Source organism: Paracoccus onubensis (genome assembly GCF_003591515.1).
GTDB lineage: Bacteria > Pseudomonadota > Alphaproteobacteria > Rhodobacterales > Rhodobacteraceae > Paracoccus > Paracoccus onubensis.
The window spans coordinates 171,485-197,228 of sequence record NZ_QZCG01000011.1 but is presented as its reverse complement, the minus strand read 5'-3'; the positions used below and the strand labels follow the sequence as shown (position 1 = coordinate 197,228).

Sequence of the window (25,744 nt, the reverse complement as noted above, 5' to 3'; positions counted from 1 at the left end):
ATGAAACCCGAGCAGGAGCAAACAGATGACCGTTCGGAAAGACCTGATAATTGGAGGTGCCGTTGCCGTGGTGGCACTTGTCTCTGGCGGAATATATCTGTCAAACGGCTCCGGAGGCAGTTACGCGGATTGCGTCGCCAGCAATGTTGCCGGCGGATTGGACAATTTCGGCACCTCTTTTACCCTACGCAATCAAAAAGACGAGCAGGTAACCGATCAGGAGGTTTTCTCGAAACCATCCCTGCTTTATTTCGGTTATACTTATTGCCCGGATGTTTGCCCGTTGGATAGCGCCCGAAACGCCGAAGCCGCTGAAATCCTGAAAGAACGCGGTATCGAATTGCAAACTGTTTTCATTACCGTCGACCCTGACAGAGACACGCCTGAAGTTCTTGCCGATTTCACCGACTCATTTCCCGGCGATATGATCGGCCTGACGGGTACCCAAGAGGAAATTGCCGCGGTCAACAAAGGTTGGAGAAATTACTACAAGCTTAACAATCAAGAGGATAGCGAATATTATCTCGTCGACCACATGACAAATACCTATCTCATTATGCCTGGCAACGAAACGGTTGAATTTTTTGACCGTAACAAGTCCCCCGAAGAGATCGCGGATAGTGCCGCTTGCTTTATCCAGGCAGCGTCATAGTCTACAGATCGGCTCTACGCGACTCGCCGGAGTCAATTCGCTGTGATAAAGGGGCTGGCATGGCAGAAGTTAACTCGAACAAAATCGGGCCGGACCCTTCGCTATTGCTGGTCGATGACGATGAGATTTTTGTAACCCGGCTTGGCCGGGCCATGGAAAAACGTGGTTTCCAGCCACTGACAGCGCTTGGCGTCGCAGAAGCCGAGCGGATTATCGCCGACAAGCCGCCGGCCTATGCCGTTATCGATCTTCGGCTGGAAGATGGGCACGGGCTTGATGTGGTGGATCAGTTGAGAGAGCGTCGTCCGGATGCCCGCATTATCGTTCTGACAGGTTATGGCGCCATCGCGACGGCCGTTGCGGCTGTAAAGATGGGCGCAATTGATTATCTTGCCAAACCTGCGGATGCCAATGACGTAACGGCAGCGCTTCTTTCAACAAAAAACGTTTTACCACCACCGCCCAATAATCCGATGTCCGCAGATCGTATTAGATGGGAACATATTCAAAGAGTTTTTGAGCAATGCGACCGGAATGTCAGTGAAACTGCGCGCCGTTTACATATGCACAGAAGAACACTACAGCGAATTCTTGCCAAGCGCGGCCCACGTTAATATATTACGCTTCTCTATAACTTTATTCATATAGTATAGGATTAAGAGTAAATCCTGTACGAATGGAAAAAAAACGAATGGATATCGAGTTAGATAAGCTGTCGCTTAAGGAGTTGCGTGAACTTCAAGCCAAGGTAGAACGCGCCACAAATTCTTACGAAGATCGTAAACGGCGCGAAGCACTTTCCGCAATCGAAAGCACCGCTCGTGAATATGGCTTCAACCTTGCCGAGCTGGTCGGCAGCAAACCGAAGCGTGCCGGAACCATTGCGCCGAAATATGCGAATCCCGAAGACCCGACGATGACCTGGACCGGCCGCGGCCGTAAGCCTCGTTGGGTCGCCGAGCATCTTGAAAAGGGTAAATCCCTGGACGATCTGGCCATCTGATCCCGAAAATCGTTCAGACGTAACCCGTCACTTTCCCGGCTTCGCTCTGTCTGCCTTGTCAAGCAAGCGGGAAAACCTGTCCAGAAACTCCGTCCGCACTTCCGCAGGTGGGCGGAGTTTTATTTCAAGCTCTTCCAGAAGCGCCCCATTTCTGATCGGAAACAGTTTCCGCGCCTCACCAGTGGTGAAACCGGCTATCTGGACCGCCTCAAGCCGCGCCGAAATCCGGTCTGCGGATTTGATCCGCTTCCTGATCGGTAATGGAATATAGCCCGGCAAACCGAAGCGGCGGTGAATGGCAGTCGTGAGGCGTTCATCCATATCGCCATATTCCCCGCCCAATGCCGCCTTGACCGGGGAAATCATGTCGCCAATCACATATTCGGGCGCATCATGCAGCAAGGCGGCCAGCCGCCAATTGGGATCGGCGCCCGGTTCGAGACGGCCGAAAATCTGTTCGACCAGAAGAGAATGCTCGGCTACGGAATAAGGCCAGTCGCCGCGCGTCTGGCCATTCCAGCGCGCGACAAACGCAAGCCCATGCGCGATATCTTCGATCTCGATATCGACCGGAGTGGGATCAAGAAGATCAAGGCGGCGCCCGGAAAGCATTCGCTGCCAGGCGCGGCTTTGCCGGACGGCCATTGAATACCCTCCTCAGGACGAGGATTGCTGTTCCTTGGCGGAAGATTCGGCTTGTTGCTGCGCGCGCCGGGCAAGTTCCTGACGGTAAAGCTGGACGAAATCAATCGGATCCATATTGAACGGCGGGAAACCACTGTCGCGCGTCAGGTCCGACACGATCCGGCGCGAGAACGGGAACATCATGCGCGGGCATTCGATCATCAGGAAAGGGTGAAGCTGATCTTCGGGAACCCCCTCGATGTGGAATACACCGCCATAATCCAGTTCGATCAGAAACAGCGTCTGACCGTCACCCTTGTTGGTCGATTTCACGCGGTATTTCGAAATGACTTCATATTGGTTGTCATTATTGCGCTTGCGGGCATCCAGGCTGACCTGCACGGTGATTTCAGGCTGCACGTCACCGGTTGGAGCGCCTTTCTGGGCAACCGCATTCTCGAAAGACAAATCACGGATATATTGCGCCAGAATTTGCATCTTCACTTGCTGTTGCGGCTGACTGTTCGGAGCAGCACCGTTCGACTGATTGTCTTCGGCCATAGGATTCTTCAAACCTCTCTGAAAAACTCAGGCCGCTTTTAACAGCACTGCGTGTCCGCCTCAATGCCGCGTCCAGCCAGAGTTGCCGCGATTGCGGTTTTCCCGCGGCGAAACATCCGGCGGCACGGGAGAATGATCCTGCGATTCGTCCTCGACCACGAAATCACCATCGATCACGCCATCGTTATACGGGGGACGATGTGGTTCGGGCCGGCCTCCCATTTGGACACGGGACACCTGAATGCGGCTGGCGATCCAGCGCATGACAAGTTCGCGTATGCCGGGCACCAGAAGCGCCAGACCAAGGCTGTCAGTAAAGAAACCGGGCAGCACCAGCAGCATGCCGGCAAACATGATCATCACGCCATGCGCCAGCGGCCGGCCGGGATCACGCAATTCGCCAAAGCTTCGGTTCACATCATTCCATGCCTTCGCGCCCTGGCTGCGCATCAGCGACATACCGGCGACCGCCGTCAGAATCACGATGCCAAGCGTGGGCCAAAGGCCAATCAGACCGCCGACCTGTATGAACAGTGCGATCTCGATCAGCGGAACTGCCAGAAACAGTACGAATAACCACATATGCTTTCCCTTTCCGGACGGGTCGATAACTGGACTTGCCCCGCCTCAGCCCCTACATAATGATCGAGGCCGAAGATACCAACATATGCGCATAGAATTGAGGTTCCCTGCATGTCCAACCCGATGATCCAGCTGCTTGTTCTGGCCGCGATCGCAGTTTTTCTGATATTGCGGCTGCGCAATGTGCTGGGCACGCGTGACGGCTATGAACCTCCGAAATCGGAAACCGCGCAGTCGGATCGCCGGAATTTCGAGGTTATTGATGACAGCCCGGTCGAGCTTGACCATGATATCCTTGACCATGTCGAAGCCGACAGCCCTGCCGCCCATGCATTGATCGCGATGAAACACGCCGAACCTTCGTTTTCCGTCCGGGAATTCCTGAGCGGTGCGAAATCCGCGCATGAGATGATCCTTCTGGCATTCGAACGCGGCGATATTTCCGAGATTCGTCCTTTTCTCGCGGATGAGGTGGCCAACGCATTCCAGTCGGTCATCGATACCCGCAACGAGCAGGGACAGAAAGTCGAGGCTCAGTATCTTGGCACACGCGAAATCTCGGTCGCCGGCGCGGAATTCGACAAGGCGACAGGCACCGCCGAATTGTCGGTGCGTTTCCTTGCCGAGATAATCGTGGTGACCCGCGATTCCGAAGGCGCCGTGCTGGAGGGCGATCCCAAAGCCCCGCACAAGCAGCGGGACGTCTGGACCTTCAGCCGCGGAATGGGACAGGACGATCCGAACTGGCAGTTGGTCGCGACCGGCTGACATGGCGGCGCGGCGCAGGGGACTTACGCCGGGCGAGCGGGAGTTGTGGTCCCGTATCGCCCGCAGCGCCAAGGCATTGCACCCGCCCGGAAAACCCGCGAAATCCCAACGGGAAGAGACGACCCTTCCCATATCTGAAAAAGCTGCCACGACGCCGGCGGCTTTTCCGCGGTTTCGGGTCGGCCAATCCTCACTTCCCTCCAAACCAACCAGTGTCAGGGCACCAAGCCCCGCCGAATGGCTGGCCGATGCCGCCCCGCGCATGGATGCCAAAGCCTATAAGCGGATGACCCAGGGCAAGATGCGCCCGGAGGCGCGGCTTGATCTGCATGGCATGACGCTTGCGCAGGCACAGCCCGAACTTACCCGGTTCATCCTGTCTTGCCATGCGAATGGATTGCGACTGGTTCTGGTGATTACCGGTAAGGGTCGTGGCGATCACGGCCCTTTACCGACCCGCCCTGGCGCACTTCGCCACCAGGTGCCGCATTGGCTGCACAGGACACCATTGGCTCCGGTCGTGCAGCAGATCACCGCCGCGCATTACAGGCATGGAGGAGAAGGCGCCTATTACGTCTATTTGCGCCGATAATGCCGTTAAAGCGATATGTTGGATTTCGGCCCGGCAAAATACCAGATGATCAGGCCGATAACCGGCAGAATGACAATAATGGCAATCCAAAGGATTTTTGTGCCGGTGCTGGCATTCGTATTGATGATCGACGCAATCGCCAGAACATCCAGCACGAAAATAATGATCCCGAATATATAGTTCACGATAAAGCCCTCCGTGCCGCTGAGTGATCAACTCCGGAAAGCGATCCGGGTTCCCGATAAAATCCTGCAGCCGCGACGGCCCGGGAATGAAATAACCCCGGTGCACAAGGCACCGGGGCATCAGAGAGAGAAAGAAGGTATGCCCACAACCGTGGACGATAACTTCCTATCACCAACGCATCCTGTCGGGTTAGGTTCCACGATTCCGCTCGTCAGGAGGATTCACACTGTTTTGTGAAAACCGAAAGACCCGGCATGATACCGGGCCCTTCCTGATCCCGAGTCGCGGAATCCTGTTCAGGCGATCAGCCGATAGCCGCCGGATTCAGTGACCAGCAGGCGCGCATTCGAAGGATCGGGCTCGATCTTCTGGCGCAGGCGATAGATATGCGTCTCAAGCGTATGCGTGGTGACGCCCGCATTATAACCCCAGACCTCATGCAGCAGCACATCGCGCGGCACCACACCATCCTGTGCGCGATACAGGAACTTGAGGATATTGGTCTCCTTCTCGGTCAGACGGATCTTGCGGTCCTTCTGGTCGATCAGCATCTTCATCGCCGGCTTGAACGTATAGGGCCCAAGCTGGAAAATCGCGTCCTCGGATTGCTCATGCGTCCGCAACTGCGCCCGCAGACGGGCCAGCAGGACCGGGAACTTGAACGGCTTGGTCACATAGTCATTCGCCCCGGCGTCAAGACCAAGAATCGTATCCGCATCGGTATCATGTCCGGTCAGCATGACGACCGGGCATTTGACATTCAGCTTGCGCAGCTTCTTGCACAGCTCGCGGCCATCGGTATCGGGAAGGCCCACATCAAGAATGACCAGATCGTAAATGGCGTTCCGGGTGGCATCCACCGCCTCGGCACCGGTCCCGGCCTCGATCACTTCGAATTCATCGGTCGCCGCCAACTGCTCGGCCAAAGCCTCGCGCAGGTCTTCCTCATCATCGACAAGCAATATTTTTTTTAGTCCGGGCATGTTGCCTCCTTCACACTATTGCGCAAAGGAGTGGGGACAGGTCCCGGTTCCGTCCAGAGGAATGAAGGAATTCTCACATGGAATTGTCGGTATGGGGCCCTTATGTTTCAGAATGTTTCAATAATTGCCAGCCATGAGCCTGATCCCGACCCTTGCCGAAACCATATCCCGCGCCCGTGCCGATCTGCGCATGGGCCTACCGGTCGTGATCGGCAACCATGTTACCGCGGCGGTCGAGACGCTTTCGCCCGCGCGGCTTTCCGACATGCGGGCACTGGGTCAGCCGGTTCTCGCACTGACCGCGCGACGGGCGGAAACACTGAAAGCCCGCGTCTATGACGACGGGCTGGCACGGGTGATCGTTCCGACTGACGGCGATCTTGGCTGGCTCAGGGCGCTTGCCGATCCCGCCGGCGATCTGATGACCCCGATGAAAGGCCCCCTGAAAACCCTGCGCGACGGCGAGATTGAGGATCACAAGGCGGCATTGGCGCTTGCCAAATCGGCTCAGCTTCTGCCCGCGATGCTGATGATCGCTTCCCCCCCCCTGCCCGGCCTGACGACGCTGACGGCCGGACCGATGCTGGCGCAGCTTGCAAGCGAAGCCGCAATTGCGCCGGTCGCCGCGGCCCGGCTTCCGCTGCTGTCGGCAGAGCGTTCGCGCCTCCATATCTTCCGGCCTGACGATGGCGGAACCGAACATTACGCCATCGAGATCGGCGATCCGCCCCGCGATCAACCCGTTCTGACCCGGCTGCATTCCGCCTGCTTTACCGGCGATGTGCTGGGCAGCCTGAAATGCGATTGCGGCCCGCAGCTTCAATCCGCCCTGACGGCAATGGGTCAGCAAGGCGCCGGCGTGCTGCTTTACCTCAATCAGGAAGGGCGCGGCATCGGGCTTGCCAACAAGATGCGTGCATATGATCTGCAAAATCAGGGCTTTGACACTGTCGAGGCGAATCATCGCCTGGGATTCGAGGATGACGAACGGGATTTCCGGATCGGAGCGGCATTGCTGCGGCGTCTGGGCTTTGATGCGGTGCGGCTCATGACCAATAACCCGCGCAAGGTGGCGATGCTGGAAGGTCAGGGAATCAAGGTTTCCGAACGTGTGCCTCTGATTACCCCGCGCAACCGGTTCAACACCGATTACCTTGATACCAAGGCCCTGAAATCGGGGCATCTGCTGTGACGCGGCAGGATATGATCCTGACCCCGCGCGGCATCCGCTTTCTGGGCCGGATATTCCCGTGCAGTATCGGCAAGACCGGCGTCACCACACATAAACGCGAGGGCGACGGCGCGACGCCCGCCGGTATTCTGCATATCACCGGCCTGTGGTATCGCCCCGACCGGCTGGCGCCCCCTGCCCCCTGGGCGCGCCCTGTCGGGCCCGGCGATCTTTGGTGCGACGATCCCGGCCATCCGGCCTATAATCATCACGCCCGCGCGCCCCTGCCCGCCAGCCACGAGCGCCTGCGCCGCAGCGATCCGCTTTATGACCTGATCCTGACCACCGACTGGAACTGGCCCGATGCCATCCCCGGTTGGGGCTCGGCGATATTCCTGCACCAATGGCGCCGTCCCCGCTTCGGCACAGAAGGTTGTATCGCCTTCTCTCGCGCTCACCTGCTTCGGATCGCCGCACTGGCCATCCCCGGAACGCGCCTGATCATCCCCAATGCGCTTGCCGGCCAATAGCCACATTCTTCTTTGCTCAAATACCTCGGGGTGAATTGGCCGCAGGCCAAGAGGGGCAGCGCCCCTTCCCGTTCCCGGCTACCCGTAATCCCGCGCCCCGAATATCGCCGAGCCGACACGCACATGAGTCGCGCCCTCGGCAATCGCGGTCTCGAAATCCGCGCTCATCCCCATGGACAGGTTCGGCAACCCGTTATCTTCGGCCAATTGGCGCAACAGACGGAAATGCGGCACCGCATCGCCGCTTTCCGGCGGGATACACATCAGACCTTGGGGTGACAGGCCCATCTCGCGGCAAGAGGCAAGGAATCCCGGCAGCTCATCCGCCAGCACGCCGGCCTTTTGCGGCTCATCCCCGGTATTGACCTGAACGAACAATTCAGGTGCCCTGCCCTGCTCGGCGATCTGTGCGGCCAGTTTGCGGGCAAGCGACATGCGGTCAAGCGAATGGATCGCGTCGAAAAGCTGCACGGCCAGCTTTGCCTTGTTCGATTGCAATGGGCCGATCATATGCAGCGAAACGCCATCGAAACGCGCCTGCCAGTCGGGCCATTTTCCCTGTGCCTCCTGCACGTAATTCTCGCCGAAGATACGCTGCCCGGCCATCAGCACCGATTCGACCCGCGCGGGCGGCTGCACCTTGCTGACGGCAATCAGCGTGACCGAGCCGGGGGCGCGTCCGGCGGCCTGTTCTGCCGCGGCGATGCGGCCTTTGATATCATTCAATCCCATGACATGACCAAACAAAAAGAAAAGAGCGGGCGCAAGGCCCGCTCCTCACAAATTGCGATGATCGTTCGATCAGAAGTCGAAGCGAACACCCATGTCAGCGGTCACACGCTCGTCGTAGTCACGCTGCAGCGAGGCACCAAGACGGGCACCGCCCAGATCGTAGTTCACACCGATACCGAAAGCGTTGTCGGTTTCGTTCCACTCTGCGTCGTTGTTGGCGACATAGGCTTCGATATTGGTCAGGCCGTCAGCCAGGGTGTAGTCACCATAGATTGCAATGGTGTTACCTTGCTCGACATACTCACGATCAAGTTCGTTACCAGTGACACCGTCATTGCTGGCGTCAACGTAGTTCAGACCGATACGTGCGTTATCCATGACAGCATAACGCGCACCGACGAAGAAGATGTCGTTATCTTTGACGCCTGCGCCGTTCATGACATAGGCAGCCGACAGTTCCAGACGCTCGTTCCAGATATAGTCGATCGACAGACCGTATTCTTCTTCGACGTCATGGAAATATTTAACGCCATCAATAACGGTCGAAGTTGCTTCGTTCCAACCGGATTGGTCGGGGTCAACATACGAACCTTGAACGATCAGGTTGTCGATCTCGTACAGAACGCGGACGCCAACACGATCAACGTCACTGTAAGCATCGGATTTATAGGTGAAGAACGAACCGGCACGGTCGCTGAAACCGACCGAACGGTCATATACGCCAAGCTCGGTTTCGTAGATCAGGCCGTTCGAGTCGAACGCGGTGTCGACGTTACCAACCTCGACGGTCAGGCCGTTCGAGGTGACATACAGTTTACCGGCATTGGTTGCAGCGTCTTCACCACGCGAACCGTGACCCTGATCCCATTGCAGACGGAAACGCGCACCGAAATCAACACCTTGGTCGGTCGAAGTCGAGGCATCGATGTTCATCCGCAGGCGCGAAACGATCTGCGATTCGTTGGTGCGGTCGTCGCCGTCTACGTTCTCATAATACTGCACACCGGTCCGGCCATAACCCGAGATGGTGACGTCGGCGGCAGCAAAGCCAGCGGACAAAGCCAGCGCTGTGGAGGCGATAAGAGCCTTTTTCATGGTAATGTTCCCTCTTGTCTCTCTGATGCCCAAACCGGATTGCCGTCTTGGGTATGCATCGTGTTTCCTACTTTCGGCCGCGCTATGCAACGAAATCGGGGCGCTGCTCAGGGGATTAACGAAGATTGTGATGCACAAGCGCCACAGTTTCAGGTTGCAACGTGTCCTTTCTGTTCTGCCTGCCCTGACCCTGCTTTGTGAAAGCAAGGTTTTGCCAAAGCGCTTGTCGCACGGGGGGAATCCGCGCTAAAGCTGCCGTGAATGGCAAATCCGGGGGATCGCATGAAGACGCCACGCATCGTGCAGTTGTTTTTCGTTACGGCGCTTTGCGTCGGATTGGCTGCATGCGGAGGCAATCGCGCCACCAGAAGCGACGACATGTCGGTCTATGGTGCTGATATGCGCCCCAGCGCCCGTCAGACAACGATCTGGGACGTGTTCGGCAACCGCAGCAATCCGAACACAACGGTCGCAGTGAACAAGTATCTGTGGAATGCCAGCCTCGAAGTCCTGAACTTCCTGCCGATCCAATCCGTCGATCCCTTCACCGGCGTGATCGTGACCGGCTACGGCACACCTCCGGGCGGCGGCAGGTCCTACCGGGCAACGGTCCAGATCAGCGATCCGGCCATGGACGCCCGCTCGCTCAAGCTGTCGCTGCAGGGACCGGGCGGCGCTGCCGTCGCACCTGGCACGGTGCGCGCGGTCGAGGATGCGATCCTGACCCGCGCCCGGCAAATGCGCATCCGCGACAGCGGCCTGTAACCGCGCATTCCTGCAGCACTGGACCAATGCGCGCCTGCCGTATACATCCTGCGGCCAAAGAATAATGCCCGAGGTCCGACATGCCCTATGATCCCTCCAGCTCCGAGTCCCGGTGGCAGAATGCCTGGGCCGATGCCGGATGCTTTACCGCCATCCGCGACGAGCGGCCGAAATATTACGTCCTGGAGATGTTTCCCTATCCCTCTGGCCGGATTCATATGGGCCATGTGCGCAACTACACGATGGGCGACGTGGTGGCGCGGTTCAAACGCGCGCAGGGCTTCAGCGTGCTGCATCCGATGGGCTGGGACGCGTTCGGAATGCCCGCCGAGAATGCCGCGATGGAGCAGGGCGGTCATCCCCGTGACTGGACCTATGCCAATATCGCCACGATGCGGGATCAGCTGAAACCGCTTGGCCTGTCCATCGACTGGAGCCGGGAATTCGCCACCTGCGACGATTCCTATGTCGCGCAGCAGCAGGGGCTGTTTCTGGATTTCCTGAATGCCGGGCTGATCACCCGCAAATCGGCGCAGGTGAACTGGGATCCGGTCGATATGACCGTTCTGGCGAATGAGCAGGTCATTGACGGCAAGGGCTGGCGTTCGGGCGCGCCGGTCGAGCGGCGGGAACTGACGCAATGGTTCTTCCGCATCTCGGATTACTCCGAAGAATTGCTGGACGCCATCGACGGGCTGAAGGGCTGGCCCGACAAGGTGCGGCTGATGCAGCAGAACTGGATCGGCAAGTCGCGGGGCCTGCAATTCCGGTTCGAAACGGTGAACGCCCCCGAGGGATTCGGTCAGATCGAGGTCTACACGACCCGCCCCGACACGCTGATGGGCGCGTCCTTCGTGGCGCTGTCGCCGGATCATCCTCTGGTCACCGAGCTGGCCTCGAATCCGGACGTGGCCGCCTTCATTCAGGAATGCCGCAGCATCGGCACCACCGAAGAGGCCATTGAAACCGCGCCGAAACTGGGCTTCGATACCGGCTTGACCGTTCGTCATCCGCTTGATTCGTCTTGGGAATTGCCGATCTGGATCGCCAATTTCGTGCTGATGGATTACGGCACCGGCGCGATCTTCGGATCCCCCGCCCATGACGAGCGCGACCATGAATTCGCCATGAAATACGGCCTGCCGATTCCCGCCACATTCGGCGAAAAGGGGATGGATCTGGAACAGGCGGACGCGCTGGTCGCCAAAGCGTCCTTTGTTCCGCTGAAAACCGAGCAGGTCACCTATGTCCGCGGCTTCGCCGGCGAGGCCGAGCAGACGGGCGAGGCCGCGGTCACAGCGGCAATCGCGGTTGCCGAAGCGCAAGGCTGGGGCGAGGGCGTGACCAAGTTCCGGCTGCGCGACTGGGGCATTTCGCGGCAGCGCTATTGGGGCTGTCCGATTCCCGTGGTGCATTGCGATACATGCGGCACGGTGCCCGAGGCCAAGGAAAACCTGCCGGTGCTGCTGCCCCAGGATGTCAGCTTCGACCAGCCCGGAAATCCGCTGGACCGTCACCCTACATGGCGCGATGCAACCTGTCCGAAATGCGGCGGCGCGGCGCGGCGCGAAACCGATACGATGGATACTTTCGTCGATTCGTCATGGTATTACGCGCGTTTCACCTCGCCCGGGGCCGATACGCCGACCAATCGGGCAGATGCTGATTACTGGATGAATGTCGACCAGTATATCGGCGGAATCGAGCATGCGATCCTGCATCTGCTGTATTCCCGCTTTTTCGCCCGCGCGATGGTCAAGACAGGCCATCTGCCGGAAAGCGCGTCAGAGCCCTTTGACGCGCTGTTCACGCAGGGCATGGTCACGCATGAAATTTATCGTACTCTCGATGAACGCGGCCGCCCGGTCTATCACCTGCCCGAGGATGTCACCGACGGCAAGCTGGCCGATGGCACTTTGGTCGAGACCGTTCCTTCGGCCAAGATGTCGAAATCCAAGAAGAATGTTGTCGATCCGGTGAATATCGTCGCAAGTTTCGGCGCGGATACCGCGCGCTGGTTCATGCTGTCCGACAGCCCGCCCGAACGTGACGTGGAATGGACCGCTGCCGGGGCCGATGCGGCCTATAAGTTCCTGTCCCGCGTCTGGCGTCTGGCCGATGAAGCGCCCGAAGGCGACGAGGATCCCGCCCTGATCCGCGCAGCGCATCGGGCCATTGCCGATGTGACCCGCGCGATCGAGGGCTTTACCTTCAACAAGGCCGTGGCCAAACTGTATGAACTCGCCAATGCCGTAGGGAAATCCGGGGCAGGGGGCGAGTCCCGGCGCGAGGTATTGCGCATCATGGCGCAGCTCATGGCGCCGATGGTGCCGCATCTTGCGGAAGAGGTCTGGGCAAAGGCCGGCGGACAGGGCATGGTTGTGGACGCACCCTGGCCCAAGGCCGATCCCGCATTGCTGGAGGATGACACCGTGACGCTGCCCGTTCAGATCAACGGCAAACGCCGGGCCGAGATCAGCGTGGCGAAGGATATGCCCAAGGACCAGATCGAAGCATTGGTGCTGGCAGATGAGACGGTGCAGCGTTTCCTTGACGGTGCGGCGCCGAAAAAGCTGATCGTGGTGCCCGGCCGGATCGTCAATGTGGTTGCATAGGGCGAACCCGATGAAAACCCCGTCACCCAAAAGCACAGCAAAACCGCGCATCGGGATAAGGGTACCCCGCAATTCACTGCCCAGACGTACGGCCATTCTGGGACTGCTGGCACTGTCCGCCTGCGGCCTGACCCCGGTTTACGGCCCGAATGGCGGCGGCAAGAAGCTTTTCGGCAAGATCCGTCCGCGCGATCCGCAGGATTATCAGGAATTCGCCTTCAACCGCCGTCTTGCCGAACGCATCGGCCCGGAGGGCGAGGCTTCCTATGACCTTGATTACCGGATAAGCATCGGCGTCGTCCCGCAGGCGATCACCACCGATGAGATCACCACCCGCTATTCCCTGAACGGCACGGTGGATTTCGCGCTTAGGGAAAGTTCCGGCGGCGCCACGCTGACCTCTGGCCGTGTCAGCAGCTTCACCTCTTACTCGACCACTGGAACCACGATCGCCACGCTCAGCGCCGAACGTGACGCACGCGAGCGTCTGGCACGAATGCTGGCGGATCACGTGGTGACACGCCTGTTGGCCGCCTCTGCCTCGCTGTCTGCCCCATGAACCTCAAGGGCGGCGAAATCGCCCGCTATCTGGCGCGGCCCGATCCTTCGCGCCCGGCCTTGCTGATCTATGGGCAGGATGCCATGCGCGTCGCGCTTAAACGCGCCGAGGCTGTCGCCTCGCTGACAGGCGGGAATGCCGAAGAGGAAATGCGCCTTACCCGCCTGCCCGGAGCAGCGCTGAAGAAAGATCCGGCCACGCTTCTGGATGCGATCAAGGAGGTCGGATTCTTCCCCGGCCCCCGCGTCGTTCTGGTCGAGGACACGCCGGATAGCGGCACGGATGCCGTCAGGGTCGCCCTGGAGGAATGGCAGCCCGGCGATGCGGTTATCGTGATCACCGCCGGAGGATTGGCGAAGTCATCGGCCCTGCGCAAATTGTTCGAGCCACATAAACAGGCGGTCGCCGCGCCGATCTATGACGATCCGCCGGGCGAGGACGAGATCCGGAAATGGCTGCAAGCCGCCGGTCTGCAGGAAGTTCCCCCCGACGCCATGCGCGACCTTCTGACATTGGCGCAGGCCCTGGATCCGGGTGATATGCGCCAGACCATCGAGAAGATCGGACTTTACAAATATGGCGATCCCTCGCCGCTGACGCCTGCCGAAATCGCGCTGAACACACCCGCTACGATCGAGGCAGAGCTGGATGAGCTGCTTCATGTCGTGGCCGAGGGGCGCTCGGACGAATTCGGGCCACTGATGCGCCGGATCGAGGGGCAGGGGGTCACGCCGGTTTCGCTATGTATTGCCGCGCTCAGGCATTTCCGGGCACTGCATCTGGCCGCCGCTGACCCACAGGGGCCAGGGGCCGGGTTGTCGCGCATGCGCCCGCCGGTATTCGGCCCGCGCCGCGACCGCATGACCCGGCAGGCGCAGCAATGGGGCGTGGCGCCGCTGGAAGAGGCGATATCCCAGCTGCTGACCACCGACCTGACGCTGCGCAGCGCAAGCCGCGCGCCACAAATGGCACTGGTCGAGCGTGCCTTGATCCGGCTGGCGATGAGCCGCCGGGGACGACGGTGACCAATCGGCCCGACGCATTGGTGATCGGCGCAGGGCCAGCCGGACTGATGGCCGCCGAAATGCTTGCCGGGGCAGGGCGGCAAGTCATAATCGCCGATGCCATGCCGACACCGGCGCGAAAATTCCTGATGGCCGGTAAATCGGGGCTGAACCTGACCAAAAACGAGCCGGAAGACGCGTTCGCCACTCATTTCAGCGGCAGCGCCGTCTCTGCATTGGGATATGGGCAGCCGGATGCATTCGGTCCGCAAGAGGCGATGGATTGGGCAAGCGGCCTTGGTGCAGAGCTGTTTACCGGCTCGACCCGGCGTGTCTTTCCGGTTGGAATGAAGGCGTCGCCTCTGCTGCGCAACTGGCTTGCACGATTGCGCGACGCCGGGGTCGAGTTACGGACGAGATGGAGCTGGACGGGTTTGCAGGACGGTTTTCGTTTTTCCACGCCCATGGGCGAGCAGGTCCTGCGCCCAGCCGTCACTGTGCTTGCCCTTGGCGGCGCAAGCTGGCCCCGGCTGGGGTCGGACGGCGCATGGATGTCGATCCTCCACGGCGCGGGGGTGGATATCACGCCCTTCCGCCCCGCGAATATGGGGCTGCGTGTCTCATGGTCGCCTGAAATGACACGCTTTTTCGGCTCTGCCGTCAAAGGCGTGGCCCTTCATGCCGAAGGGCAGGTCAGTCGCGGAGAATGGGTCATCACGCGCGACGGGATCGAAGGCGGCGGCATCTATGAAATCGCCGCCCGGCTTCGGGATGGTCAGGTGGCCCATGTCGATCTGACCCCGGATCTGGATCATCAGGCACTTGGCGCGCGCTTTGGGAAGCCAAGGCGGAAATTGTCGGTCGGAAACTGGCTGCGCCGGGTGCTGGGCGATCCGGTCAAGACCGCGCTGCTGCTGGAATGGGGGTACCCCCGGCCTGTCAGCCCGAATGACTGGGCCATGATGGCCAGGAACCTGCCTCTGCGCCATGATGGCCCGATGGGCCTTGAACGCGCGATTTCGACGGCAGGCGGAGTCGCCGGTACCGCGATCACCCCTGATCTGGAGTTGAAGGCATTGCCGGGCGTGTTCGTTGCAGGCGAAATGCTTGATTGGGAGGCGCCGACAGGCGGCTATCTGATCACCGGCTGCCTTGCCTCGGGGAGACGCGCGGGGCTGGCGGCAAGCGCCTTTCCTGACGCGCGTCAAAACAGGGCGCATTGAACGGGCATGCGGGTTGCTTGCGTCCCGCGATGGCCGGGGGCGCTGCCCCGTCGCCGGCAGGTCTTTCGAACCAGTGGCGCGACCCGCCGGCAACCCCCGAGGTATTTACCACAAAGAAGAAGGAGCGGAGGGGAGAAGGCAGGTCAGGCATGATGCGCCATGTTCAGCACGAAACCACCTAACCGATTGCCCGGTCACGGGTTTCCTCTTTGACCAGCAACAGCGCAGCAGCACCCAAAAGCAGAAGCAGGGCGAACACGCCTATGGCAAAGCCGAACCCTTTGACGAAGACGAATGCCAGAAGGCTGGGCGCGAGGATACCACCCAACCGGGCAACCGCGCTTGCGGTGCCCATGCCGGTGCCGCGCAGATTGGTGGGATAGAGTTCGGGGGTGAACGCGTAAAGCGCGCCCCATGTGCCAAGCAGCGAAAAGCTCATCATGATCAGCGAAAAGGCGATCATCGCTGTTGAACCGGCAATCGTGAACAATGCGCATCCCGCCGCGCTCAGGATCAGGAAGCCCATCAGCGTATTGCGCCGCCCGACCGCCTCGACGCCCCAGGCGGCAAGCATATATCCCGGAATCTGCGCTAGAGCGAGGATGACCACGAAACCGAAGCCGCGGACAAAGCCGAAACCCTCGGTCGCAAGTTCCCCCGGTACCCAGACGAATACTCCGTAATAGGAAAGCGAGACGAGGAACCAGACGGCCAGAATCCCGATGCTCCGGTCACGCAGGGCCGGGCCGAAGATCGACCGTTCGGCCGCGTCGGAAACCGGAGCCGGGATGATCTGCGTCCCTTCCTCCAGCAGCGGTACTCCGTTCGTCGAAAGGACGCGATTGATGATCAGCCGCGCCTCGGGCTCGCGTTTGTTGCGGATAAGGTACATGGGCGATTCCGGCACCCAAATCCGCAACCAGAACCCAATCAGGGCGGGTAGGGCGGCAATCGCGAAAATCCATCTCCAGGGCGCGACGGCTTCGATCGAGGTGGCGATCCACGCGGTCAGAGCGATGACGACGGTTCCCACCGCCCAGAAACCTTCAAGCCAGACCAGCCAGCGCCCCCGGTTCTTCGGCGGCAGAAACTCGGCCATCATCGCATAATCGACGGGCAGGGTGCCTCCGACGGCGACGCCGGTCATGAAACGCATCGCCAGCAGGAGCGTGAAGTCATTGGCGAAGACCGAGGCAAGGCCGAATATCGCGTCCATCGCGACGGTCAGCAGCAGGACCTTGCGCCGCCCGATCCGGTCGGCAATCCGCCCGAAACCATAGGCGCCCACGAACATCCCCAAAAAGAACAGCGTGCCGATCTGAAGCGCAGTGACCCGCTCTACCCCGAAACTTGCGGCGACCGATGGCCAGGCAAAGCCCACCGCAATGACCTGCATCGCGTCCGCAGCCCAGACAAGCCCGAATATCCCCAGCAGGCGCCATTGAAAGCGCCCTGTGCCGCCCCGTGCCAAAGCGTCGTCAACGGTGATCTGCATGGGCTGTCCCTCTTTCACTTTGTCGCCCTCATTAGCTGCTGTGCTGCATTTCACCAAGCGTCAATATGGCGGAAAAGACGGCTTGCCCCGCCGCTCTGGCTCGACATGCCTTTATCCCGCGGCTAGGTTCCCGAACAAAGGAGCCCGCATATGTTCACACTCGCCACCTGGAACATCAATTCCGTCCGCCTGCGCGAAGCCCTGGTCACCCGGCTATTGCGCGAGGAAGGCCCGGATATCCTGTGCCTTCAGGAATGCAAATCACCGGTCGAGAAGATCCCGCTGGAGGGATTTCGCGAACTTGGCTATCACCACATCGTCGCGCGCGGCCAGAAAGGCTATAACGGCGTCGCCATTCTGTCCCGCCTGCCGATCGAGGATGCGGGCGACCGGGATTATGCGGGACTTGGCCATGCCCGCCATGTCGCCGCACGGACGGAAAGCGGCATCACGATCCATAACATGTATATCCCGGCCGGTGGCGACATTCCCGACCGGGAACTGAACGTGAAATTCGGCCAGAAACTGGATTTCGTGACCGAACTGCGCGATGTTTTCCATGCCGAGCGGCCCAGCCGTTCGATCATGGTCGGCGATTTCAACATCGCACCGCGCGAAGACGATGTCTGGTCGCACAAGCAATTGTTGAAAGTGGTCAGCCATACGCCCATCGAAGTTGAACACCTGATGCAGGCGCAGGATGCCGGGAAATGGGTGGATATCACCCGCAAGGATATTCCCGACGGTCAGCTTTATTCATGGTGGAGCTATCGGGCACGGGATTGGGACGCAGCCGACAAGGGCCGCCGGCTGGATCACATCTGGGCCAGCCCGGATATCGCCAATTCCGGCCATAACAGCCGGGTTCTGCGCGATGTCCGCGGCTGGGAAAAACCAAGCGATCATGCCCCGGTCTTCGCGAGTTTCGATCTTTGAGCCATGATCGGGAAAACGGGCTGGCGGGTTATCTAAAGATTTAATCACAATCCGCAGCCCGCAAGCGATCCGTTCATAAATCATCAGCCTCTGCCGCGTTACATCTGTTCCGCAGGTTCTGTTCGGAATTTTCTGGTGACCGGGGTGGCGTAATGGTGTTTTCCGTAAATTTGGGTGTCGGTGGCCCCGCCGGATGGAATCTGCTGCAACGCACGGAAACCAAAAGCAAACAGGTGCTTGCACGCGATCCGGTGGTAAAGCGGGAAATCGACTATTACCGCGACCGGATACAGCATGTCGAAACCGCTGATGATCTGGTGGGCGATTACCGCCTGTTAAGCGTCGCGTTAAAGGCACATGGGCTTGAAACGGAAATCAACTATCGCGGGCTTATCAAAAAGGTGCTCGAATCGGATCTGAGCGACCCGCGCTCGCTTGCCAATCGGCTTTCGGACAAGCGATATCTGCGGCTTGCGGAAAGCTTCGACTTCAACCGCAAGGCCTCGGGTGGCATCGATACCAGCATTCCCTTTGAAGACCGTGTTGGATTAAAAGGATATTCCCGGGAAATACTCGGCTTTGCTTCACGGCAAAAGGATAAAATTGCCGCTCTGGCGCAGGATACGCGCGATGATTTTTCTTTCTGGGGCAAGGTCCGCAAGGATGTGTCATTGCGAAAAGTGTTCACGGTTGCGCTGAACCTGCCGGACGATTTCGGAAAGTCCACGTCTTTTACGGATAGCTCGGGCGAGCAGAGGTCATTGGTCACCACGCGCAGCCGGCCGGCGGTAGAAAAGGCCAAGATTCTGAGCGCGCTCAAGGATGTCACCGGCGCGGAAAGTTTCAAGGAACTGGCCGATCCCGGGATGGCCGAGAAACTTATTCGCGCCTATGTGTTCAACAACCGCGATGCCATCATTCAGCAAAAGATCGAGGCCGACGCCACAGCGCAAATCGGAAGTGATCCGCGCAAGCCGGATCCCAAAGATGACTTTCTTCGCAATATCGGCCTGACCGGTTTCGACAAGGGCACGATCAGGGCGGTCCAGAAATCGCATGATGCGATGCAGAAGATATTCGAGGTCAAGGACAGGGACTCCACGATAACCTTTGCGCTGCTGCGCAACGATGATTTGCAAGATGTCCTGAACAGCGCTTTCGATCTGGGCGAAGATTTCAACGGGCTTTCCTTCCTGAAGAAAGAAGAGGCATTCACCGAGAAGGCGAAAAATATCTTCAATGTCGAATCGCTGACGGAATTCGCGGATCCCGCGAAACTGGAGCAGGTCTTCCGCCGTCATGTCTTCCGGCTGCGGACAGCCGAAAAGCCCGACGATCCGTCGAAGACAGCCGATCCCGTCGAAACGGTCGCTACTGCCTATCTGGATCGCGAATTCGAATCCCGGATCGGACAGAGTGATCAAACACTTCGGCTGGCCCTGAATGCACGGCGCGAGATCGCCCGCATAGCCGAGGCTGGCCGCAGCGACAGGGCGAACTGGTATGAATTGCTTAGCAATCCACCATTGCGGCAGGTGTTTCAGGGAGCCTTCAATTTTGGCCCGCATATCGGGGCACTGGATGTTGACCGGCAAGTGGAAGAATTTACCAGCGCCGCCAGACGCGTCCTTGGAACCGATTCATTCACGGATATCTCCCGGAAGGAAACGACCGAACGGCTGCTTCGCACCTATCTTGCACGTTCGCAGACAAGCGATTCATTCGCCGTGAATCGTTATGGGGCGGCGCTTACATTGCTGGCCAATCCCGGTCCGATTTTCTGACATTGTCGGACCTTGTGGCAGTTGCCACCTTGCGCACAGGCCACGCTTGGCTATAACCCCGGACGATTTGCGCAACTCCTAGACATGCCGGGGGCAGGACCATGCCGAAAAGAACCGATATCAAATCGATACTGATCATCGGTGCCGGGCCCATCGTGATCGGGCAAGCCTGCGAGTTCGATTATTCGGGCGCACAAGCCTGCAAGGCACTGCGCGAAGAAGGCTATCGCGTCATTCTGGTCAACTCGAACCCCGCCACGATCATGACCGATCCCGAAATGGCGGACGCCACATATATCGAGCCGATCACCCCCGAAATCGTCGAGAAGATCATCGCCAAGGAACGTCCTGACGCCCTGCTGCCGACGATGGGCGGGCAGACCGGTCTGAACACCGCGCTTGCGCTTGCCGATTCGGGTGCGCTGAACCGCTACGGCGTCGAGTTGATCGGTGCGCAGCGTTCCGCCATCGAAATGGCCGAGGACCGGAAGCTGTTCCGCGAGGCCATGGACCGGATCGGGCTGGAAAACCCGCTTGCGACCATCGTTTCGGCTCCGAAACTCGCCAATGGCAAATATGACATCAATGCCGGCGTCAACACCGCCATGGAGGCGCTCGAGGAAATCGGCCTGCCCGCGATCATTCGGCCCGCCTTTACGCTGGGCGGAACCGGCGGCGGGGTGGCTTATAATCGCGACGATTACGAACGGATCGTACGTTCGGGGCTGGATGCCTCGCCGATGGCACAGGTGCTGATTGACGAAAGCCTTCTGGGCTGGAAGGAATACGAGATGGAGGTCGTGCGGGATCGCAACGACAATGCCATCATCGTCTGTGCTATCGAGAACGTTGATCCGATGGGCGTCCACACCGGCGACTCGATCACCGTCGCCCCCGCCCTGACACTGACCGACCGCGAATATCAGATCATGCGGAACGGCAGCATCGCGGTCCTGCGCGAAATCGGCGTCGAAACCGGCGGATCGAATGTGCAATGGGCGATCAACCCCGCCGACGGGCGCATGGTCGTGATCGAAATGAACCCGCGCGTCAGCCGTTCCTCGGCGCTCGCCTCCAAGGCCACGGGTTTCCCGATCGCCAAGATCGCCGCGAAACTTGCCGTCGGCTATACGCTGGACGAGCTGGACAACGATATCACCAAAGTCACGCCGGCAAGCTTTGAACCCTCGATCGACTATGTCGTCACGAAAATCCCGCGTTTCGCCTTTGAGAAATTCCCCGGCTCCAAGCCCGAACTGACCACCGCGATGAAATCCGTGGGCGAGGTGATGGCCATCGGCCGCAGCTTCCATGAATCGCTGCAAAAGGCCCTGACCTCGATGGAGAATGGGTTGTCCGGCCTGGACGAAATCGCCATCGAGGGCTTTGCGGAACAGGGCAAGCCTGCCGTCATCGCCGCATTGTCGAAACAGACGCCCGACCGTTTGCGCGTTATCGCCCAAGCTATGCGTTTCGGGCTGAGCGATGATGAAATCCAGCGGATCACCCATTTCGACCCGTGGTTCCTGCAACGCCTGCGCGAAATCGTCGATACCGAGAACAGGATCCGCGAAAACGGCCTGCCGGCAGATGCCGAAGACCTGCGGGCACTCAAGATGATGGGCTTCACCGACGCCCGCCTTGCGATGCTGACCGGCCGGGAAGAGGATGATATCCGCCGCGCCCGGGTTTCGATGGATATCCGCCCGGTCTTCAAGCGCATCGATACCTGCGCCGCCGAATTCGAGGCGCAAACGCCCTATATGTATTCAACCTATGAATCCCCGGCGATGGGCGAGGTCGAATGCGAATCCCGGCCGACCGCGGCGAAAAAGGTCGTCATTCTTGGCGGTGGCCCGAACCGGATCGGGCAGGGGATCGAGTTCGATTACTGCTGCTGTCACGCCTGTTTCGCACTGACCGATGCCGGTTATGAAACCATCATGGTCAACTGCAACCCCGAGACCGTCAGCACCGATTACGACACCTCGGACCGCCTGTATTTCGAGCCTTTGACACTGGAACATGTTCTGGAAATCCTGCGGGTTGAAAAGGAAAACGGCACGCTTCACGGGGTCATCGTCCAATTCGGCGGCCAGACCCCACTGAAACTGGCGCGCGCGCTCGAAGCCGAGGGAATCCCGATCCTTGGCACCACCCCGGACGCGATTGATCTTGCCGAGGACCGCGAGCGGTTCCAGAAGCTGCTGAACGACCTGAACCTGAAGCAGCCGATCAACGGTATCGCGCATAGCGACAGCGATGCCATTGCAATCGCCGAAAAAATCGGCTTCCCGCTGGTTATCCGGCCATCATATGTCCTTGGCGGCCGCGCGATGGAGATCGTGCGGGACATGGATCACCTGAAACGCTACATTAGCGAGGCCGTCGTGGTATCGGGCAAGAACCCGGTGCTGCTGGACAGCTACCTGTCCGGCGCGATCGAGGTTGACGTTGATGCGCTGTGCGACGGCGAAAATGTCCATGTCGCCGGTATCATGGAACATATCGAGGAAGCAGGCGTCCATTCCGGCGACTCGGCATGTTCGCTGCCTCCGCATACATTGGATCAGGCGACCATTCAGGAATTGAAGCGCCAGACCATCGAGATGGCGCGCGCCCTGCATGTCGTCGGCCTGATGAATGTGCAATTCGCTCTCAAGGATGGCGATATCTATGTGCTCGAGGTAAATCCCCGCGCCTCCCGCACGGTTCCCTTTGTGGCCAAGGCGACCGACAGTGCCATCGCCTCGATTGCCGCGCGGCTTATGGCGGGCGAACCGATGTCGAATTTCCCGGCCCGCGACCCCTATCCCGAAGGAGTCGGCCCCGAGGATGATCTGCCTTTCGCCGATCCGCTGACATTGGCCGATCCCAATACCCCGTGGTTCTCGGTCAAAGAGGCAGTGATGCCCTTCGCCCGCTTCCCCGGCGTCGACACGCTGCTGGGCCCGGAAATGCGCTCGACCGGCGAGGTGATGGGCTGGGACCGCAATTTCCCGCGCGCCTTCCTTAAGGCGCAGCTTGGGGCGGGAAGCAACTTGCCGCATGAAGGGCAAATCTTCCTGTCGATCAAGGATGCCGACAAGACCGACGCCATGGCCTCCGCCGCCCGCGATCTCATCGACATGGGCTTCCAGATTATCGCCACCAGCGGGACAGCCGATTTCCTGGCCGCCAGGAATGTCGAGGCGCAGCGCGTCAACAAGGTCTATGAGGGCCGCCCCAATATCGTTGACCGGCTGAAGAATGGCGAGATCACGATGGTCCTGAACACGACCGAAGGGGTACAGGCCATTGCGGATTCTCGCGAAATCCGCGCCGTCGCCTTATATGACAAAATCCCCTATTTCACGACCGCGGCAGGCAGCATCGCCGCCGTCGCCGCGATCAGGTCCCGGGACGAAGGCGAGGTAGGCGTGCGCAGCCTTCAGGCATAGAACCCGCCACTGTTGGGATATAAGGATCATGCTCTGCGTTTCGTAAGGGCCCTGCCCACAGGATAGCTATTGCCTCCTCTCGCGCCCGGCCCGGATTCATCTCTGCCCCTTCTTCTTTGTCCAAATACCTCCGGGTCGCGCCACTGGTTCGAGAGACCAGCCGGCGACGGGACAGCGCCCCCGGCCATCGCGGGACGCAATCTGTCGCCACAACACCGGCATTTCGGTTCAGACGGGAAAATTCACCCTCTTCCACAGGATGCCAGCTGCACGCGATAGGTTTCCGAGCGCGATCCAACATTGTTCGCCACGTTTATCAACCATCCCTTGGACCGATAGGATCCGCGGGAGAAACCTCCGCGACCTTCATGATAGGCTAGGTATTGCGATGTCGCGTCCAGTTTCGAGATGCCCAGCCTTCTTGCCGAACCATCCATATACCACCCCATGAAATCGGTGGCATCGTCGATCCGGTCGCGCCTTGCGCGGCGCTTTCCGGTTTTCTCGACATATTCTTCCCAGGTGCCGTCCAGCGCCTGTGAATATCCATAGGCGCTGCTTTGCCGTCCCATCGGGATCACGCCCAGAAGGTAGCGATGCGGGGTCCGGGCATTGCCGATGAACTTGGATTCCTGATGGATGGTCGCCATCTGTACATGGACAGGTATGCCCCAGCGCCTTTCAGCCTTTCTCATCGCATTCAGATAGGCCGGGCGCTCGGCCACGATGGCGCAAGCATTGTCAAGATTCCGTGGCGCCTTGTAGTTGCCGCCCCCGCATGAGGCGACAAGCGCGACGATCGCGAGTTTCAGAAACCTGTTCATCACTGCCCTCTTATCGTTTTTTTGTAATATTACGGAAAAACGCGCTTGCGTAAAATCACAAAGCCCGAATCAGACCGCCATGACTGCCTGAACCGCCCTTTGCCATGCGGAATATCGCCGGTCGCGCTCTGTCCCGCTCATTTGCGGCTCGAATCTGCGATCCAGCCGCCACGCTTTGGCATATTCCTGTGGTCCCGGGCATAAATCTGCGCGGAAACCCGCCAGCCAGGCAGCGCCCTGTGCGGTCGTTTCGGTATTCACGGGGCGATCAACCGGCGCACCCAGAATATCCGCCAGAAACTGCATTGCCGGCTCGCTGGCGGTCATGCCGCCATCGACCCGCAGCACCGCCGCATCGCCGGTACCCCGCCAATCCGCAGCCATGGCATGCCAAAGATCGCGGGTCTGGAAGCCGACGCTTTCAAGCGCGGCGCGGGCGAATTCCGCCGGTCCGGTATTGCGCGTCAGCCCGAACACCGCCCCGCGAGCCCGCGGGTTCCAATGCGGCGCGCCCAAGCCGGTGAATGCCGGAACCATGATGATCTGCTGGCTGTCATCGGCCTGCTCGGACAGGGATTGCGTCTCTTTCGCCTCGCGGATCAGTTTCAACCCGTCGCGCAGCCACTGAACCACTGCACCGGCGATGAAGATGCTCCCTTCCAGCGCATAGACCGGCTTGCCGTCCAACTGATAGGCAATCGTCGTGAGCAACCGGTTTTCCGAAGTCACGGCCTGCTCGCCTGTGTTCAGCAGCGCAAAGCAGCCGGTGCCATAGGTCGATTTCATCATGCCCGGATCGAAACAGGCCTGACCCACGGTCGCGGCCTGCTGATCGCCAGCGACGCCCAGAATGGGAATTTCGCGCCCGAACAGATCGGCGCGGGTGGTGCCGAATTCAGCGGCGCTGTCCAGAACATCGGGCAGGATCGCCCTTGGCACATTGAACAGACGGCACATGTCATCGGACCAGTCGCCCTTGCGGATATCGTAAAGCAGCGTCCGCGAAGCATTCGTGGCATCCGTCACATGAGATCTGCCTCCGGTCAATTTCCAGATCAGGAAGCAATCCACCGTGCCAAAAGCAAGTTCTCCGGCTTCGGCCCGCGCCCGCGCGCCTTCGACCTTATCCAGCATCCAGGCGATTTTCGTCGCACTGAAATAGGGATCAAGCAGCAGCCCGGTCACCGACCGGACGGCATCCTCGTGCCCTTCATCCTTCAGCCGGTCACAAAGATCCGCCGTCCGGCGATCCTGCCAGACAATGGCGCGATATATGGGCTTTCCGGTCTTGCGGTCCCAGATCAGGACCGTCTCACGCTGATTGGTGATCCCGATGGCGTCGATACGCGGATTGCCCGCCTTTTCGATCGCGCCGCGCGCCGTCGCGGCGCTGGTCGTCCAGATGTCGTCCGCGTCATGCTCGACCCAGCCCGAGCGCGGGAAATGCTGCTCGAATTCCTGCTGTGCGCTTGCCTGCACCTGCAAATCGTCGCTGAACACCAATGCCCGTGACGAGGTCGTCCCCTGGTCCATTGCCAGAATGGTCATCTCTGCCCTCCCCTATATTCTGGTTATAGATAGCCTTTGTGGCCTTGCGGGTGAAGCGCCCGGATCATTTCA

Annotated in this window: 25 protein-coding genes; 15 read left to right on the top strand and 10 right to left on the bottom strand. The window is 59.7% G+C overall.

Translation table 11 applies throughout. The annotated features are described in order from the left end of the window. Nucleotides 1-25 precede the first annotated feature (25 nt). From D3P04_RS16645 to D3P04_RS16635, 3 genes are all read left to right on the top strand, one after another. Nucleotides 26-652 (top strand): SCO family protein, encoded by a 627-nt coding sequence (locus tag D3P04_RS16645; RefSeq protein ID WP_119750869.1) that lies wholly within the window; start codon nt 26-28, stop codon nt 650-652. Nucleotides 653-711: 59 nt separating this feature from the next. Then, nucleotides 712-1,266: an ActR/PrrA/RegA family redox response regulator transcription factor gene (locus D3P04_RS16640; protein ID WP_119750868.1), complete on the top strand. Its 555-nt coding sequence runs from the start codon at nt 712-714 to the stop codon at nt 1,264-1,266. Nucleotides 1,267-1,343: 77 nt separating this feature from the next. After that, nucleotides 1,344-1,655 (top strand): H-NS histone family protein, encoded by a 312-nt coding sequence (locus D3P04_RS16635; protein WP_119750867.1) that lies wholly within the window; start codon nt 1,344-1,346, stop codon nt 1,653-1,655. Between the two features lie 27 nt (nt 1,656-1,682). Here D3P04_RS16635 and D3P04_RS16630 read toward each other — a convergent pair whose 3' ends face one another. Genes D3P04_RS16630 through D3P04_RS16620 form a run of 3 tightly spaced genes read right to left on the bottom strand, consistent with a single transcriptional unit; the run spans nt 1,683 to nt 3,422 of the window. After that, nucleotides 1,683-2,300, bottom strand: coding sequence for an HD domain-containing protein (locus D3P04_RS16630; protein ID WP_119750866.1), 618 nt, complete (start codon nt 2,298-2,300; stop codon nt 1,683-1,685). Nucleotides 2,301-2,312: 12 nt separating this feature from the next. Beyond that, nucleotides 2,313-2,840 (bottom strand): protein-export chaperone SecB, encoded by a 528-nt coding sequence (gene secB, locus D3P04_RS16625; RefSeq protein WP_119750865.1) that lies wholly within the window; start codon nt 2,838-2,840, stop codon nt 2,313-2,315. 60 nt (nt 2,841-2,900) lie between these two features. Then, nucleotides 2,901-3,422, bottom strand: coding sequence for an FxsA family protein (locus D3P04_RS16620; RefSeq protein WP_119750864.1), 522 nt, complete (start codon nt 3,420-3,422; stop codon nt 2,901-2,903). Nucleotides 3,423-3,533: 111 nt separating this feature from the next. Between D3P04_RS16620 and D3P04_RS16615 the strand changes: the two genes are divergently transcribed. Then, entirely contained in the window at nt 3,534-4,190 is a 657-nt protein-coding gene (locus D3P04_RS16615; RefSeq protein WP_119750863.1) for a Tim44/TimA family putative adaptor protein, read from the top strand. Nucleotide 4,191: 1 nt separating this feature from the next. Then, nucleotides 4,192-4,782 (top strand): Smr/MutS family protein, encoded by a 591-nt coding sequence (locus tag D3P04_RS16610; protein ID WP_119750862.1) that lies wholly within the window; start codon nt 4,192-4,194, stop codon nt 4,780-4,782. Nucleotides 4,783-4,787: 5 nt separating this feature from the next. Here D3P04_RS16610 and D3P04_RS16605 read toward each other — a convergent pair whose 3' ends face one another. Next, the gene (locus D3P04_RS16605) at nt 4,788-4,967 is read right to left on the bottom strand and encodes a PLDc N-terminal domain-containing protein (RefSeq protein WP_119750861.1); all 180 of its coding nucleotides are present in this window, start codon (nt 4,965-4,967) and stop codon (nt 4,788-4,790) included. Nucleotides 4,968-5,264: 297 nt separating this feature from the next. Next, entirely contained in the window at nt 5,265-5,951 is a 687-nt protein-coding gene (locus tag D3P04_RS16600; RefSeq protein WP_119750860.1) for a response regulator transcription factor, read from the bottom strand. Between the two features lie 133 nt (nt 5,952-6,084). Here D3P04_RS16600 and ribA point away from each other — a divergent pair, with 133 nt between their 5' ends. Beyond that, the gene (gene ribA / locus D3P04_RS16595) at nt 6,085-7,143 is read left to right on the top strand and encodes a GTP cyclohydrolase II (protein ID WP_119750859.1); all 1,059 of its coding nucleotides are present in this window, start codon (nt 6,085-6,087) and stop codon (nt 7,141-7,143) included. A gap of 11 nt (nt 7,144-7,154) precedes the next feature. Beyond that, on the top strand, nt 7,155-7,652 hold the full coding sequence (locus tag D3P04_RS16590; RefSeq protein ID WP_408634387.1) for a L,D-transpeptidase family protein: 498 nt from the start codon (nt 7,155-7,157) through the stop codon (nt 7,650-7,652). Between the two features lie 78 nt (nt 7,653-7,730). On the opposite strand, the gene D3P04_RS16585 is transcribed toward D3P04_RS16590, so the two are convergent. Continuing rightward, a complete protein-coding gene (locus D3P04_RS16585; protein WP_119750902.1) occupies nt 7,731-8,384 on the bottom strand; it encodes a YggS family pyridoxal phosphate-dependent enzyme in 654 nt (217 codons plus the stop codon). A gap of 69 nt (nt 8,385-8,453) precedes the next feature. Continuing rightward, nucleotides 8,454-9,479, bottom strand: a complete 1,026-nt coding sequence (locus tag D3P04_RS16580; RefSeq protein WP_119750857.1) for a porin — start codon at nt 9,477-9,479, stop codon at nt 8,454-8,456. Between the two features lie 282 nt (nt 9,480-9,761). On the opposite strand from D3P04_RS16580, the gene D3P04_RS16575 reads away from it, so the two are divergent. The 5 genes from D3P04_RS16575 (at nt 9,762) to D3P04_RS16555 (ending at nt 15,645) form a co-directional block, all read left to right on the top strand. After that, a complete protein-coding gene (locus tag D3P04_RS16575) occupies nt 9,762-10,244 on the top strand; it encodes a DUF3576 domain-containing protein (protein WP_119750901.1) in 483 nt (160 codons plus the stop codon). A gap of 80 nt (nt 10,245-10,324) precedes the next feature. Next, nucleotides 10,325-12,859: a leucine--tRNA ligase gene (gene leuS / locus D3P04_RS16570; protein WP_119750856.1), complete on the top strand. Its 2,535-nt coding sequence runs from the start codon at nt 10,325-10,327 to the stop codon at nt 12,857-12,859. Between the two features lie 10 nt (nt 12,860-12,869). Then, entirely contained in the window at nt 12,870-13,418 is a 549-nt protein-coding gene (lptE, locus tag D3P04_RS16565) for an LPS assembly lipoprotein LptE (RefSeq protein ID WP_119750855.1), read from the top strand. Further along, entirely contained in the window at nt 13,415-14,443 is a 1,029-nt protein-coding gene (gene holA, locus D3P04_RS16560; protein ID WP_119750854.1) for a DNA polymerase III subunit delta, read from the top strand. The genes lptE and holA overlap by 4 nt, the downstream gene beginning before the upstream one ends. Then, entirely contained in the window at nt 14,440-15,645 is a 1,206-nt protein-coding gene (locus D3P04_RS16555; RefSeq protein ID WP_119750853.1) for a BaiN/RdsA family NAD(P)/FAD-dependent oxidoreductase, read from the top strand. Before holA ends, D3P04_RS16555 begins: the two co-directional genes overlap by 4 nt. A gap of 178 nt (nt 15,646-15,823) precedes the next feature. On the opposite strand, the gene D3P04_RS16550 is transcribed toward D3P04_RS16555, so the two are convergent. After that, the gene (locus D3P04_RS16550) at nt 15,824-17,140 is read right to left on the bottom strand and encodes an MFS transporter (RefSeq protein ID WP_119750852.1); all 1,317 of its coding nucleotides are present in this window, start codon (nt 17,138-17,140) and stop codon (nt 15,824-15,826) included. Nucleotides 17,141-17,290: 150 nt separating this feature from the next. On the opposite strand from D3P04_RS16550, the gene D3P04_RS16545 reads away from it, so the two are divergent. From D3P04_RS16545 to carB, 3 genes are all read left to right on the top strand, one after another. Then, the gene (locus tag D3P04_RS16545) at nt 17,291-18,076 is read left to right on the top strand and encodes an exodeoxyribonuclease III (RefSeq protein ID WP_119750851.1); all 786 of its coding nucleotides are present in this window, start codon (nt 17,291-17,293) and stop codon (nt 18,074-18,076) included. A 152-nt stretch (nt 18,077-18,228) separates the two neighbouring features. Next, entirely contained in the window at nt 18,229-19,860 is a 1,632-nt protein-coding gene (locus D3P04_RS16540) for a DUF1217 domain-containing protein (protein ID WP_119750850.1), read from the top strand. A 101-nt stretch (nt 19,861-19,961) separates the two neighbouring features. Further along, on the top strand, nt 19,962-23,300 hold the full coding sequence (gene carB / locus D3P04_RS16535) for a carbamoyl-phosphate synthase large subunit (protein ID WP_119750849.1): 3,339 nt from the start codon (nt 19,962-19,964) through the stop codon (nt 23,298-23,300). 242 nt (nt 23,301-23,542) lie between these two features. Here the strand turns inward: carB and D3P04_RS16530 are convergent, their stop codons facing one another. Together D3P04_RS16530 and glpK are read right to left on the bottom strand one after the other, a co-directional pair. Continuing rightward, nucleotides 23,543-24,124 carry a transglycosylase SLT domain-containing protein gene (locus D3P04_RS16530; protein ID WP_119750848.1) on the bottom strand — a complete coding sequence of 194 codons (582 nt, stop codon included), beginning with the start codon at nt 24,122-24,124 and terminating at the stop codon, nt 23,543-23,545. A 69-nt stretch (nt 24,125-24,193) separates the two neighbouring features. Further along, entirely contained in the window at nt 24,194-25,672 is a 1,479-nt protein-coding gene (gene glpK / locus D3P04_RS16525) for a glycerol kinase GlpK (protein ID WP_119750847.1), read from the bottom strand. Nucleotides 25,673-25,744 lie beyond the last annotated feature (72 nt).

What these genes read in the sequence shown, in the direction of transcription:
- D3P04_RS16645 (WP_119750869.1), top strand. Translation starts at nt 26, where the DNA reads ATGACCGTTCGGAAAGACCTGATAATTGGAGGTGCCGTTGCCGTGGTG.
- D3P04_RS16640 (WP_119750868.1), top strand. Translation starts at nt 712, where the DNA reads ATGGCAGAAGTTAACTCGAACAAAATCGGGCCGGACCCTTCGCTATTG.
- D3P04_RS16635 (WP_119750867.1), top strand. Translation starts at nt 1,344, where the DNA reads ATGGATATCGAGTTAGATAAGCTGTCGCTTAAGGAGTTGCGTGAACTT.
- D3P04_RS16630 (WP_119750866.1), bottom strand. Translation starts at nt 2,300, where the DNA reads ATGGCCGTCCGGCAAAGCCGCGCCTGGCAGCGAATGCTTTCCGGGCGC.
- secB (WP_119750865.1), bottom strand. Translation starts at nt 2,840, where the DNA reads ATGGCCGAAGACAATCAGTCGAACGGTGCTGCTCCGAACAGTCAGCCG.
- D3P04_RS16620 (WP_119750864.1), bottom strand. Translation starts at nt 3,422, where the DNA reads ATGTGGTTATTCGTACTGTTTCTGGCAGTTCCGCTGATCGAGATCGCA.
- D3P04_RS16615 (WP_119750863.1), top strand. Translation starts at nt 3,534, where the DNA reads ATGTCCAACCCGATGATCCAGCTGCTTGTTCTGGCCGCGATCGCAGTT.
- D3P04_RS16610 (WP_119750862.1), top strand. Translation starts at nt 4,192, where the DNA reads ATGGCGGCGCGGCGCAGGGGACTTACGCCGGGCGAGCGGGAGTTGTGG.
- D3P04_RS16600 (WP_119750860.1), bottom strand. Translation starts at nt 5,951, where the DNA reads ATGCCCGGACTAAAAAAAATATTGCTTGTCGATGATGAGGAAGACCTG.
- ribA (WP_119750859.1), top strand. Translation starts at nt 6,085, where the DNA reads ATGAGCCTGATCCCGACCCTTGCCGAAACCATATCCCGCGCCCGTGCC.
- D3P04_RS16590 (WP_408634387.1), top strand. Translation starts at nt 7,155, where the DNA reads ATGATCCTGACCCCGCGCGGCATCCGCTTTCTGGGCCGGATATTCCCG.
- D3P04_RS16585 (WP_119750902.1), bottom strand. Translation starts at nt 8,384, where the DNA reads ATGGGATTGAATGATATCAAAGGCCGCATCGCCGCGGCAGAACAGGCC.
- D3P04_RS16580 (WP_119750857.1), bottom strand. Translation starts at nt 9,479, where the DNA reads ATGAAAAAGGCTCTTATCGCCTCCACAGCGCTGGCTTTGTCCGCTGGC.
- D3P04_RS16575 (WP_119750901.1), top strand. Translation starts at nt 9,762, where the DNA reads ATGAAGACGCCACGCATCGTGCAGTTGTTTTTCGTTACGGCGCTTTGC.
- leuS (WP_119750856.1), top strand. Translation starts at nt 10,325, where the DNA reads ATGCCCTATGATCCCTCCAGCTCCGAGTCCCGGTGGCAGAATGCCTGG.
- lptE (WP_119750855.1), top strand. Translation starts at nt 12,870, where the DNA reads ATGAAAACCCCGTCACCCAAAAGCACAGCAAAACCGCGCATCGGGATA.
- holA (WP_119750854.1), top strand. Translation starts at nt 13,415, where the DNA reads ATGAACCTCAAGGGCGGCGAAATCGCCCGCTATCTGGCGCGGCCCGAT.
- D3P04_RS16550 (WP_119750852.1), bottom strand. Translation starts at nt 17,140, where the DNA reads ATGCAGATCACCGTTGACGACGCTTTGGCACGGGGCGGCACAGGGCGC.
- D3P04_RS16545 (WP_119750851.1), top strand. Translation starts at nt 17,291, where the DNA reads ATGTTCACACTCGCCACCTGGAACATCAATTCCGTCCGCCTGCGCGAA.
- D3P04_RS16540 (WP_119750850.1), top strand. Translation starts at nt 18,229, where the DNA reads ATGGTGTTTTCCGTAAATTTGGGTGTCGGTGGCCCCGCCGGATGGAAT.
- carB (WP_119750849.1), top strand. Translation starts at nt 19,962, where the DNA reads ATGCCGAAAAGAACCGATATCAAATCGATACTGATCATCGGTGCCGGG.
- D3P04_RS16530 (WP_119750848.1), bottom strand. Translation starts at nt 24,124, where the DNA reads ATGAACAGGTTTCTGAAACTCGCGATCGTCGCGCTTGTCGCCTCATGC.
- glpK (WP_119750847.1), bottom strand. Translation starts at nt 25,672, where the DNA reads ATGACCATTCTGGCAATGGACCAGGGGACGACCTCGTCACGGGCATTG.